Annotated in this window: 11 protein-coding genes; 9 read left to right on the plus strand and 2 right to left on the minus strand. The window is 70.3% G+C overall.

The features are described 5' to 3' along the window. The first annotated feature begins 68 nt into the window (after positions 1-68). From argC to HNR30_RS32675, 8 genes are read left to right on the plus strand one after another with little or no spacing between them, the layout of a single operon-like run. Positions 69-1,094, plus strand: a complete 1,026-nt coding sequence (gene argC / locus HNR30_RS32640; RefSeq protein WP_181613867.1) for an N-acetyl-gamma-glutamyl-phosphate reductase — start codon at positions 69-71, stop codon at positions 1,092-1,094. Further along, a complete protein-coding gene (gene argJ, locus HNR30_RS32645; RefSeq protein WP_181613868.1) occupies positions 1,091-2,245 on the plus strand; it encodes a bifunctional glutamate N-acetyltransferase/amino-acid acetyltransferase ArgJ in 1,155 nt (384 codons plus the stop codon). The genes argC and argJ overlap by 4 nt, the downstream gene beginning before the upstream one ends. Next, complete coding sequence (argB, locus tag HNR30_RS32650; protein WP_181613869.1) at positions 2,242-3,102, plus strand: acetylglutamate kinase; 861 nt, start codon at positions 2,242-2,244, stop codon at positions 3,100-3,102. Before argJ ends, argB begins: the two co-directional genes overlap by 4 nt. Further along, on the plus strand, positions 3,099-4,256 hold the full coding sequence (locus HNR30_RS32655) for an acetylornithine transaminase (protein ID WP_181613870.1): 1,158 nt from the start codon (positions 3,099-3,101) through the stop codon (positions 4,254-4,256). The genes argB and HNR30_RS32655 overlap by 4 nt, the downstream gene beginning before the upstream one ends. Beyond that, complete coding sequence (gene argF, locus HNR30_RS32660) at positions 4,249-5,124, plus strand: ornithine carbamoyltransferase (RefSeq protein WP_181613871.1); 876 nt, start codon at positions 4,249-4,251, stop codon at positions 5,122-5,124. Before HNR30_RS32655 ends, argF begins: the two co-directional genes overlap by 8 nt. Further along, positions 5,121-5,624, plus strand: a complete 504-nt coding sequence (locus HNR30_RS32665; RefSeq protein WP_181613872.1) for an arginine repressor — start codon at positions 5,121-5,123, stop codon at positions 5,622-5,624. Before argF ends, HNR30_RS32665 begins: the two co-directional genes overlap by 4 nt. A gap of 6 nt (positions 5,625-5,630) precedes the next feature. Continuing rightward, positions 5,631-7,055 carry an argininosuccinate lyase gene (gene argH, locus HNR30_RS32670; protein ID WP_376771768.1) on the plus strand — a complete coding sequence of 475 codons (1,425 nt, stop codon included), beginning with the start codon at positions 5,631-5,633 and terminating at the stop codon, positions 7,053-7,055. Between the two features lie 20 nt (positions 7,056-7,075). Continuing rightward, the gene (locus tag HNR30_RS32675) at positions 7,076-7,684 is read left to right on the plus strand and encodes a DNA-3-methyladenine glycosylase (protein ID WP_312894799.1); all 609 of its coding nucleotides are present in this window, start codon (positions 7,076-7,078) and stop codon (positions 7,682-7,684) included. On the opposite strand, the gene HNR30_RS32680 is transcribed toward HNR30_RS32675, so the two are convergent. Then, positions 7,675-8,079, minus strand: coding sequence for a PH domain-containing protein (locus HNR30_RS32680; protein WP_181613874.1), 405 nt, complete (start codon positions 8,077-8,079; stop codon positions 7,675-7,677). The two genes, HNR30_RS32675 and HNR30_RS32680, sit on opposite strands and share 10 nt — an antisense overlap. 84 nt (positions 8,080-8,163) lie before the next feature. Here HNR30_RS32680 and tyrS point away from each other — a divergent pair, with 84 nt between their 5' ends. Next, the gene (gene tyrS / locus HNR30_RS32685; protein WP_181613875.1) at positions 8,164-9,426 is read left to right on the plus strand and encodes a tyrosine--tRNA ligase; all 1,263 of its coding nucleotides are present in this window, start codon (positions 8,164-8,166) and stop codon (positions 9,424-9,426) included. On the opposite strand, the gene HNR30_RS32690 is transcribed toward tyrS, so the two are convergent. Beyond that, complete coding sequence (locus HNR30_RS32690) at positions 9,423-11,183, minus strand: glycosyltransferase family 39 protein (protein WP_312894800.1); 1,761 nt, start codon at positions 11,181-11,183, stop codon at positions 9,423-9,425. The two genes, tyrS and HNR30_RS32690, sit on opposite strands and share 4 nt — an antisense overlap. Between the last annotated feature and the right edge of the window lie 418 nt (positions 11,184-11,601).

Here is an 11,601-nt window from a genome sequence, read left to right on the forward strand (position 1 = left end):
GTCCATGCCCCCCAGTGCATAATCTTCACATCGCAAAACCATGAGTAAAGGTGAATGGATATGCAGCCATGAAGTCCGCAGCGGTCGCGGGGGCGAGCGGCTACGCGGGTGGTGAGCTGCTGCGCCTGCTCCTGACGCATCCCGGGTTCGAGATCGGCGCGCTCACCGCGGCCTCCAGCGCCGGCACCACACTCGGCGCCCACCAGCCTCACCTGCCGCAGCTGGCCGGCCGGGTCATCCAGGAGACCACCGCCGAGGCGCTCGCCGGCCACGAGGTCGTCTTCCTCGCCCTGCCGCACGGGCACTCGGCCGCCGTCGCCGCCCAGCTCGGCCCCGAGACCGTCGTCGTCGACTGCGGCGCCGACCACCGCCTGGCCGACCCCGCCGCCTGGCAGGAGTTCTACGGCGGCGAGCACGCCGGCACCTGGCCCTACGGCCTGCCCGAGCTGCCCGGCCAGCGGGCGGCCCTCAAGGACGCCACCCGGATCGCCGTGCCCGGCTGCTACCCCACCTCCGTCACCCTGGCCCTCTTCCCCGCCTTCGCCGCGGGCCTGGCCGGGACCGACGTGACCGTCGTGGCCGCCTCCGGCACCAGCGGCGCGGGCAAGTCACTCAAGCCGAACCTGCTCGGCAGCGAGGTCATGGGCTCGGTGAGCGCCTATGGCGTCGGCGGCGTGCACCGCCACACCCCCGAGATGGAGCAGAACCTGTCGGCCGTCGCGGGCGAGCGGGTCACCGTCTCCTTCACCCCGACACTCGTGCCCATGAGCCGGGGCATCCTGGCCACCTGTACGGCTCCCGCCGCGCCCGGCGTCACGCGGCGCTCCCTGCGCGAGGCCTACGAGGCGGCGCTGAAGGACGAGCCGTTCCTGCGGCTGCTGCCCGAGGGCCAGTGGCCCGCCACCGCGATGACCTACGGCGCCAACACCGCAGCCCTCCAGGTGACCCTGGACGAGCGCGTCGGCAAGATCGTCGCCGTCATCGCCATCGACAACCTCACCAAGGGCACGGCCGGGGGCGCGATCCAGAGCGTCAACCTCGCCCTCGGCCTGCCAGAAGAACTCGGCCTCCCCATGACTGGAGTCGCTCCGTGAGTGTTACCGCCCCCCTCGGCTTTCGTGCCGCAGGCATCGCCGCTGGAATCAAGGCCAGTGGCGGCCGTGACCTGGCCCTGGTCGTCAACGACGGACCCAGCCGCGCCGCCGCGGGAGTCTTCACCGCCAACCGCGTCAAGGCGGCCCCGGTGCTGTGGTCGCAGCAGGTTCTCAGCGGCGGCCGCCTCAAGGCGGTCGTGCTGAACTCCGGCGGCGCCAACGCCTGCACCGGGCCGGAAGGCTTCCAGGACACGCACGCGACCGCCGAGAAGGTCGCCGAGGTGCTCCAGGATTCCGCCGGCGAGGTCGCGGTCTGCTCCACCGGCCTGATCGGGGAGCGCCTGCCCATGGAGGCCCTGCTGGCCGGCGTCGACCAGGCGGCCGGACAGCTCAGCAAGAACGGCGGCCTGGCCGCCGCCGACGCGATCCGCACCACCGACACCGTCTCGAAGATCTCCTTCAAGCGCGGCGAGGGCGGCTACATGGTCGGCGGCATGGCCAAGGGCGCGGGCATGCTCGCCCCCGCGCTGGCCACGATGCTCTGCGTGATCACCACGGACGCCGACCTGACCAGCGAGGAGCTCGACGCCGTCCTGCGCCGGGCCACCTCCCTGACCTTCGACCGCCTCGACGCCGACGGCTGCATGTCGACCAACGACACCGTGCTGCTGCTGGCCAGCGGCGCCGCCGGGGTCAGGCCGGACCTGGAGGAGTTCGGCAGGAAGGTCACCGAGGTCTGCGCCGACCTGGCCAGGCAGCTGCTCGTCGACGCCGAGGGCGCCTCCAAGGCCATCGCCATCGAGGTCATCGGCGCGGCCTGTGAGCAGGACGCGGTGAACGTCGGCCGCACGGTGTCACGCTCCAACCTGCTCAAGTGCGCCATCCACGGCGAGGACCCGAACTGGGGCCGCGTGCTGGCGGCCGTCGGCACCACCGACGCCGTGTTCGAGGCCGAGCGGCTGAACGTGGCCATCAACGGCATCTGGGTCTGCCGCGGCGGCGGCGTCGGCGACGACCGCTCCAAGGTCGACATGCGCCCGCGCGACGTGACGATCACGATCGACCTGTCGGCGGGTCCGCACACCGCCACGATCCACACCACCGATCTGACGGCCGCCTACGTGCACGAGAACTCGGCCTACAGCTCATGACGTCGAAGGCCGAGATCCTGGTCGAGGCGCTGCCCTGGCTCGCGCGTTTCCACGGCGCGACCGTCGTCATCAAGTACGGCGGCAACGCGATGACCGAGGAGTCGCTGCGCGAGCGCTTCGCCGAGGACGTCGTCTTCCTGCGCTACGCCGGGCTCAAGCCCGTCGTCGTGCACGGCGGCGGCCCGCAGATCAGCGCCCAGCTCAAGGTCCAGGGCATCGAGTCGCACTTCACCGCGGGCCTGCGCGTGACCACGCCGGAGGCCATGAACGTCGTGCGCATGGTCCTGACCGGCCAGGTCAACCGCGAGGTGGTCGGCCTGATCAACCGGCACGGCCCGTTCGCCGTCGGCATGTCGGGCGAGGACGCGCGGCTGTTCACCGCCGAGAAGAAGTACGCGGTCGTGGAGGGCGAGCAGGTCGACATCGGCCAGGTCGGCGAGATCGTCAAGGTCGACCCCGGCGCGGTGCGCGCCCTGCTCGACGACGGGCGCATCCCGGTGATCTCCAGCGTCGCCGTGGGCGACGACGGAGAAATCTACAATGTAAATGCCGACACCGCGGCCGCCGCGCTGGCCGTCGCGCTCCAGGCGCAGAAGCTCATCGTCCTCACCGACGTGAAGGGCCTGTACGCCCGCTGGCCCGACGAGAGCTCGCTCATCAAGCAGCTGAAGGCCGCCGAGCTTGAGACCTTGCTCCCCAGCCTGGAGAGCGGCATGGTGCCCAAGATGGAGGCCTGCCTGACCGCCGTGCAGGGCGGCGTGCCCCAGGCGCACGTCCTCGACGGCCGCGAGCCCCACGCCCTGCTGCTCGAGATCTTCACCGACCAAGGAACCGGAACCATGGTGATGCCCTCATGACGTTGTACGAGCGGTTCGAAGCCGCCTTCATGCCCAACTACGGGGTGCCCCCGGTGGCGCTGGCCCGCGGCGAGGGCTGCACGGTCTGGGACGTGGAGGGCAACGCCTACCTCGACCTGATCGGCGGCATCGCCACCAGCTCACTCGGCCACGCCCACCCGGCGCTGGTGGAGGCGGTCTCCAAGCAGGTCGCCACGATCGCCCACACCTCCAACCTCTTCCTGCACGAGCCGGAGGTCCTGCTCGCCGAGAAGCTCCGCAGTCTTCTCGGCAGCGACACCGCTCGCGTCTTCCTCGCCAACTCCGGCACCGAGGCCAACGAGGCCGCCTACAAGCTGTGCGTCAAGTACGGCAAGCAGACCGGCCGCTCCTACTTCGTCGCCACCGAGAACGGCTTCCACGGCCGCACCATCGGCGCGCTCAGCCTGACCGGCAAGCCCGCGATCCGCGACCAGTTCGGCCCCTACCCGGTCGACGTGCGCTTCGTGCCGTACGGCGACGCCGACGCGCTCAAGCAGGCCGTCACCGAGGACTGCATCGCGCTCTTCCTGGAGCCCACGCAGGGCGAGGCCGGCGTGGTGCCGCCACCCGACGGCTACTTCCAGCAGGCTCGCGAGATCACCGAGGCCGCCGGGGCCCTGCTCGTCGCCGACGAGATCCAGTCGGCGATCGGCAGGACCGGGCACTGGTTCGCCCACCAGGTCGAGGGCGTCACGCCCGACATCCTGACCCTGGCCAAGGGCCTGGGCGGCGGCCTGCCGATCGGCGCGTGCGTCAGCTTCGGCAAGATCCTGTTCGACAAGGGCGAGCACGGCTCGACCTTCGGCGGCAACCCGGTCTCCTGCGCCGCGGCGCTCGCGGTCCTGGACACCGTGGACCTCGGCCACGTCGAGCAGGTCGCCGCCGGGTTCCGCGCGGCGCTGGAAGGCGTCTCGCACCCGCTGCTCAAGGGGGTGCGCGGACGAGGACTGTGGCTCGCGCTGGTGCTGAACGCGGACAGGTCGGCCGGCGTCCAGACGGCGGCCGCCAAGGCCGGCTTCCTGGTCAACGCCCTGCAGCCCGACGCCGTACGGCTCGCGCCGCCGCTGGTGATCACCGCAGAAGAGCTCCAGACGTTCGTCGACGCCCTGCCGGAGGTTCTCGACCATGCCTAGACACTTCCTGCGCGACGACGACCTGAGCGCGGCCGAGCAGCTCGAGGTGCTGGAGCTGGCCGCCGCGATGAAGCAGGACCGGTACGGCTACCGCCCCCTGGAAGGGCCCCAGACCGTCGCGGTGCTGTTCGACAAGCCCTCGGCGCGCACCCGGGTCAGCTTCCACGTCGGCATCGGCGAGCTCGGCGGCCAGCCGCTCGTCATCGACAACGTCTCGGTGCTGATGGGCCGCGGCGAGCCCACCGAGGACATCGCGCGCGTGCTCGACCGCCAGGTCGCCGCGATCGTGTGGCGCACCTACGAGCAGGCCAATCTCGAAGCCATGGCCGCCGCCTCACGGGTGCCCGTCGTCAACGCGCTCACCGACGACTTCCACCCGTGCCAGATCCTGGCCGACCTGCAGACGGTGCGCGAACGGTTCGGCCGCACGGAGGGGCTGACGCTGGCCTACTTCGGCGACGGCGCCAACAACATGGCCAACTCCTACCTCCTGGGCGGCGCCCTTGCCGGGATGGAGGTGCGTATTTGCGCTCCTGAGGGCTACCATCCAGCCTTTACCGGGCATGTTTTCACTGATCCGGCAGAAGCGGCAAAGGGGGCGCACGTGATCGCCACCGACACGTGGGTGTCCATGGGACAGTCCGACAAGGAGGCCAGGGTCGCGGCGCTGATGCCGTACCAGGTCAACGACGACTTGCTCCAGCACGCCGCCGCCGACGCTATCGTGCTGCACTGCCTGCCCGCCTACCGCGGCTACGAGATCACCGGCGAGGTGCTCGAGGGCCCGCGCAGCGTGGTGTGGGACCAGGCGGAGAACCGTTTGCACGCCCAGAAGGCGCTACTTCACTGGTTGGTGACACGACAATGATTCCGGCGACCAAAGCCGCTCGCCATGCGAAGATCACCGAGCTGCTCACCAAGCACACCGTCCGCTCCCAGCCGGAGCTGGCCAAACTGCTGGCGGAGGAAGGAGTCGAGGTCACCCAGGCGACGTTGTCGCGCGACCTCGACGAGCTCGGCGCGCTCAAACTGCGCGCCGACGACGGCTCGCAGATCTACGCGCTGCCCGGCGAGGGCGGCGGTCGCATCCCGCTGGCCAGGGTCGGCATGGCCGAGGCCCCCGCGGCCCGGCTGCACCGGCTGGCGGAGGAACTGCTCGTCTCCGCCGAGGCCAGCGCCAACCTGGTGATCGTCCGTACGCCGCCGGGCGCCGCGCAGTTCCTGGCCTCGGCGATCGACCACGCGGACTGGAAATCGATCCTCGGCACCGTCGCGGGTGACGACACCATCCTGGTGATCAGCCGCGACGCGCTGGGAGGCGACGAGGTGGCGCGTGCGCTGCTGAAGATCGCTGAAAGAACACATTAGGATTCTGTGACTATGAGTAAGGATGGCAAGCCGATGCGGCTGTGGGGCGGCAGGTTCGAGAGCGGACCGGCCGACGCGCTGGCTCGGCTGTCGGTGAGCGTGCACTTCGACTGGCGGCTGGTGCCGTACGACCTGGCGGCCTCGCGCGCCCACGCGCGGGTGCTCAACCGGGCGGACCTGCTGACCGGCGACGAGCTCGCGCGCATGCTGGGCGCGATCGACGACCTGGAGGCCGCCTGCAAGTCGGGCGAGTTCCGCCCGACGGTCGCCGACGAGGACGTGCACACCGCGCTGGAGCGCGGGCTGCTGGAGCGGCTCGGCTCGCTCGGCGGCAAGCTGCGCGCCGGGCGCTCGCGCAACGACCAGATCGCCACCGACCTGCGCCTGTACCTCCGCGACCACGTGCGGCTGATCGTCTCCCGCCTGGTGGAGCTGGAGACCGCGCTCATGGAGCAGGCCGCCGCCCACGCCGAGACGCCCGCGCCCGGCATGACGCACCTGCAGCACGCCCAGCCGGTCTCCTTCGGTCACCAGCTGCTGGCCCACGTGCACGCCTTCGCCCGCGACATCGACCGGCTGCGCGACTGGGACCGGCGCGCAGCCGTCTCCCCGCTGGGCTCGGGCGCGCTCGCCGGCTCGTCGCTGCCGCTCGACCCGGTCGCCGTCGCCGAGGAACTCGGCTTCTCCAGCGCCGCGCCGAACTCCATGGACGCCGTCGCCGACCGCGACTTCGCCGCCGAGTTCCTCTTCGACGCCGCGATGGTCGGCGTGCACCTGTCGAGGCTGGGCGAGGAGATCGTCCTGTGGGCCTCGCAGGAGTTCCGCTGGATCGAGATGGACGACGCCTACTCCACGGGCTCGTCGATCATGCCGCAGAAGAAGAACCCCGACGTCGCAGAGCTCGCGCGCGGCAAGTCCGGACGCCTCATCGGCAACCTGATGACGCTGCTGACCACGCTGAAGGGCCTGCCCCTCACCTACAACCGCGACCTGCAGGAGGACAAGGAGCCGGTCTTCGACTCCATCGACACCCTGCTCCTGGTGCTTCCCGCGATGGCGGGCCTGGTGGCGACCATGCGGGTCAACGTCGACAAGCTGGCCTCGACCGCCTCCGACGGCTTCGCGCTCGCCACCGACCTGGCCGAGCTGCTCGTACGGCGGGGCGTGCCCTTCCGCGAGGCGCACGAAGCGGTCGGCCACCTGGTCGTCTACTGCCAGGTCAACGACGTCGACCTGCACGAGCTGTCCGACGACGAGATGCTCAAGGTCTCGCCGCACCTGACCGCCGACGTGCGTGACGTGCTCGACGTGGCAGGCGCCATGGCGGCGCGCAAGGCCTTCGGCGGCACCGCGCCCGACCGTGTCCGCGACCAGCTCGCCGCCCTGCGCGAGACGGTCGACGACCAGGCCGCCTGGGCCTCGGGCTCCTGAACGGGGCCTTCGGTGAGCGGGTGCCGCGTTCGTTCTTCGACCGGCACCCCTCGCTCGTCGCGCCCGACCTGCTCGGCAAGGTCGTGGTCCACGGCGGGGTCGCGCTGCGGCTCACCGAGGTCGAGGCGTACGGTGGGCCCGGCGAGGACCCCGCGGCGCACACCTACCGGGGGATGACGCCGCGCAACGCGGTGATGTTCGGTCCGCCCGGGCACCTGTACGTCTACTTCACCTACGGCATGCACTTCTGCGCCAACCTCGTCTGCCTCGGCGAGGGCCACGGCTCGGCCGTACTGCTGCGCGGCGGCGAGATCGTCGCGGGGATCGAGACCGCGCGTGCCCGGCGCGGGGCGGTCAAGCCGGTACCCGACCGCGACCTGGCGCGTGGACCGGCCCGGCTGGCGGTCGCGATGGGCTTCTCCCGGCCGGAGAACGGGATCGACATGATCGGCTCGGTGTTCGACGGCGCCGTGCCCGACAAGGTGTCGGCGGGGCCGCGCACCGGCATCTCCACGGCGATGGAGGTGCCCTGGAGGTTCTGGATCGAGGGCGACCCGACCGTCTCGCCGTACCGCAGGCACGTGCCGCGGCGGCGTCAGCCGGGTCCGGCGGGGCGGGCTCAGACCTGACGGAGGCGGCGCAGCTCCGCCGCCACCTCGGTGGGGGAGGCGTCCAGGTCGTTGCGGCTGAAGATGTGCAGGTTGTCGCCGGTGTCGATCTCCAGCATCTCGCTGCGCATGCCGTACCGCCTGCTGACGTCGACCTTGATGTCCTGGATCTGCGACCACGGGACGTGGCGGCGGCCGATGTACCCGTGGACGACGGTGATACCGGTCTCGTCGGTGGCCAGCCGTACCGGGGCCAGGACGTCGCGCAACGCCATCGCGGCCAGCAGCAGCGTGGCGGGGACGGCCAGGATGACGCCGCGGGTGTCACCCTGGAGGAACCAGTAGACGCCGAGGGCCAGGCAGGCCAGCGCGGCACCGGCTTTGGCGAAGATCGGCTGACGGCGTACCCTCCACATGGACACCGAGGTTATCCGAGTGGCGTGGACCTGAGATGATCAGGCAGGCTATACGTGCCAACCATCTACTCAGGAAGCCAAATCGTGACCGACATCCTGGATGACCTCGCCTGGCGCGGCCTGATCGCGCAGTCCACCGACATCGACGCCCTGCGCGCGTCGCTGGCGAAGGGTCCGATCACGGCCTATTGCGGCTTCGACCCCACCGCGCCCTCGCTCCACGTCGGCAACCTCGTCCCGCTGTTCACGCTGGCCCGCATCCAGCAGGCCGGGCACCGCGCGATCGGCCTGGTGGGCGGGGCGACCGGCCTGATCGGCGACCCGGGCGGCCGCAACACCGAGCGCGCGCTCAACCCCGTCGAGCTGGTCGCCGAATGGGTCGAGAAGATCCGCGTCCAGGTGAGCCGCTTCCTCGACCTGACCGACGAGGCGCGCGGAGTGATGGTCAGCAACCTCGACTGGACCGCCGGGCTCTCGGCGATCGACTTCCTGCGCGACGTCGGCAAGCACTTCCCCGTCAACCGCATGCTCTCGCGTGAGGCCGTCTCGGCCCGCCTGGCGGGTGAAGGGCTCAGCTACACCGAGTTCAGCTACCAGATCCTGCAGTCCAACGACTACCTGGAGCTGTACCGGCGCTACGGCTGCACCCTGCAGCTCGGCGGCAGCGACCAGTGGGGCAACATCACCGCGGGCGTCGACTTCATCCGCCGCGTCGAGGGCGCTCACGTGCACGCGCTGACCGTGCCGCTGATCACCAAGGCCGACGGCACCAAGTTCGGCAAGACGGCGGGCGGGTCGGTCTGGCTCAACCCCGAGATGACCTCGCCGTACGCCTTCTACCAGTTCTGGCTCAACGCCGACGACCGCGACGTCGTGAAGTTCCTCAAGATCTTCAGCTTCCGGTCCAGGGAGGAGATCGAGGAACTGGAGAAGTCGGTCGCCGAGCGGCCCTTCGCCCGCGAGGCGCAGCGCGCGCTCGCCGTGGAGTTCACCACGATGCTGCACGGCGCCGACCAGGTGGTTGCCGTCCAGACCGCCGCCAAGGCGCTGTTCGGACAGGGTGCGCTCCAGGAGCTCGACGCCGCGACGCTCGGAGCCGCGCTGTCGGAGGTGCCGCGGGTGCAGGTGCCCGCCTTGGGCGCCTCCTTCGTCGACCTCATGGCCGACAGCGGGCTCGTGGCGTCGAAGTCCGAGGCGCGCCGCGCCATCAAGGAGGGCGGCGCCTACCTGAACAACGAGAAGGTCACCGACGAGGGATACATCCCCACCGGCGACGACCTCATCGCCGGGCGCTACCTGGTGCTGCGCCGCGGCAAGAAGTCGATCGGCGGGGTCGAGGTCGGCTAGCCCGTCCGATCTTCTGGGCCCGGGAGGTTTCCGCCTCCCGGGCCTTCTTTCGTGTTCCTGGCGTTCGTGTTTCGGGCTTCCGTGTTTCCGGTTTTCGTGTTCCGGATGTAGAGGGCGACGGTGAGGCCGGGGGTGTCGCCCGACTGCCAGGAGTCCTTCATCGTGAAGCCCGCCTCGTCGAGCGAGCGCATCCTCGGGAGGGACTGGGCCTTGGTACGGCTGCCGCGCCAGATCGCCCACACCCGGTCGCGGCCCTGGAGCGCCCCGGCGGTGTCCTGGGTCTCGACGTAGCCGAAACCGGTGGCCACCGGGGCGGACCGCTGAAGCAGGACATCGTCCGGGAGCGAGCCGCGCCTGGCGTAGTAGAGGAAGCCGGCGCGGATCTGGCTCTGGCCGTAGACGAGCGCGTCGCCGGGGCCGGGTCGCAGGCGGGAGATCGCCCAGGGGATGTTGTCGAAGCGGCCGTTGGGCTCGCGGAGCTCGGCGTGCTGGGGGATGGCGGAGGCGGCGGTCGTGACCACGGCCAGGGTGGCGATGGCGGGGGCCTTGGCCAGCTCGCTCAGGGCCATGGCGGCGGCCAGGGCCAGGGCGGGGGCGGTGACGAACAGGTAGCGGTCGACGTAGGCGGGGGTGAGGAGGTGGGAGATCGCCAGGAGGAGGAGCGGGGGGAGCAGGAGCCAGGCGAGGGTCCAGGGGAGGGGGGCGGGGTGGGTGGGGGCAGGGAACGTTCCCGCGGGTGTGGTGGGGTGCGGGGTTCGGTTCTCGCTCCGGCTCTGGCTTCCGCTCCCGTTCCCGCCGTTCCCGTTCCAGCTCGTCTTCCCGCTCCAGCTCCAGCTCCCCTTCCCGCTCCAGTTCCCCTTGCCACTCCCGCTTCGGCTCTCGGTCCCACTCCCGCTTCGGCTCTCGGTCCCGCTCCCGCTTCGGCTCTCGGTCCCGCTCCCGCTTCGGCGGAGGAGACGAGGGTGGAGCAGGGCGGTCAGGGCGAGGGTGAGGAGGATCAGGCCGGGCAGGGCGGCGCCCACCACCATGTCCGGAAATTTCAGGAGAACGTCGGGCCCGCGTTGCTGGATCCACGAGATCGCATGGCGTTCGCCGTACCCGAGCAACCCCAGCGCGGCAGCGGGGACGGCGCCGGCGGCCAGCCCGAACAGGACCCGCCTCTCGCCCCAGGCGAAGATCAGGTGCGCGGGTAGCGTCAGCACGGCGAACAGGTGGGTGCACGGGATGAGCACCACGCTCAGCCCGTAGAGCAGCCACGGCCCGCGGTCGTGGCGGCCGGTCGCGCGGTGCAGGGCCCAGAACGAGAACACCACGGCGGCCGCGGCGAAGGAGTAGGACCGGGCGAACGCCGCGAAGTAGGAGGTCGTGGGGATCAGGGCGAAGAGCAGGCCCGCGATCAGGCCGGTCAGCGCGGTGTGCGCGCGGCGGCCGAGGTCGGCGAGGAAACCGGTGGCGGCGGCGATGGCGATGAGAGACGGCAGTCGCAGCCACAGCTCGCTCTGCCCGAACTTCACCCAGACGTGCATGAAGACGTAGTAGGGCAGGAAGTGCCCGTCGATGTTCTGGGCCAGCGTCCACAGGTCGGGCAGCGACCGGCGGGCGGCGCTGAGGGTGGCCAGTTCGTCGCCGTTCAGGGTGGCTGTGGTGAAACCGGTCGAGGCGACGAGCGTGACCAGTGCGACCGGGAGCGGCCAGAGCGGAAGGCGTCGCCTCGTGGACGGGGACACAGGCCTGGTGAGCGTGGGGGAACTGATCACCCTGTCCACCATGCATCGTGTTACGTATGATGCGCGTGAGAGAGTATGGGACGTGATCCAAGCGTGATTTGACGTCGCCGGGATCCCGACCTAGTCTTCTCTACGCCCTTGGAGCGAGCCGGGCACCGCTGAGCGGTGGACGGGCCCAGGGCCAACCACCATCACGTCGCGGGAAAACCGTTTGATTCGACAGCGGCGAGATGGCACGGTAAGTTAAGAGGGTTGCCCCGGAAACGGGGAGTCTTTATTTGTGTTGCCCATGCTTGTTTATGTCAAATCGCTGAATTTGACAGGGAAAAGCGGGTCTGACAGAATAGAGACACAACGGAACGAAGCGCCCCGGGCTGGTAGAGACGGTGTTCGCGTCCGTTTCTTGAGAACTCAACAGTGTGTTTAAAAGCCAGTGCAAGAGTAATTT

This window comes from Nonomuraea soli (genome assembly GCF_013761175.1).
Classification (GTDB): Bacteria; Actinomycetota; Actinomycetes; order Streptosporangiales; family Streptosporangiaceae; genus Nonomuraea; species Nonomuraea soli.

Bases quoted from the DNA above. Each gene is read 5' to 3' on its own strand.
- HNR30_RS32680 (WP_181613874.1), bottom strand. From the start codon at position 8,079: ATGTGGAGGGTACGCCGTCAGCCGATCTTCGCCAAAGCCGGTGCCGCG.
- HNR30_RS32665 (WP_181613872.1), top strand. From the start codon at position 5,121: ATGATTCCGGCGACCAAAGCCGCTCGCCATGCGAAGATCACCGAGCTG.
- argB (WP_181613869.1), top strand. From the start codon at position 2,242: ATGACGTCGAAGGCCGAGATCCTGGTCGAGGCGCTGCCCTGGCTCGCG.
- argF (WP_181613871.1), top strand. From the start codon at position 4,249: ATGCCTAGACACTTCCTGCGCGACGACGACCTGAGCGCGGCCGAGCAG.
- HNR30_RS32655 (WP_181613870.1), top strand. From the start codon at position 3,099: ATGACGTTGTACGAGCGGTTCGAAGCCGCCTTCATGCCCAACTACGGG.
- argC (WP_181613867.1), top strand. From the start codon at position 69: ATGAAGTCCGCAGCGGTCGCGGGGGCGAGCGGCTACGCGGGTGGTGAG.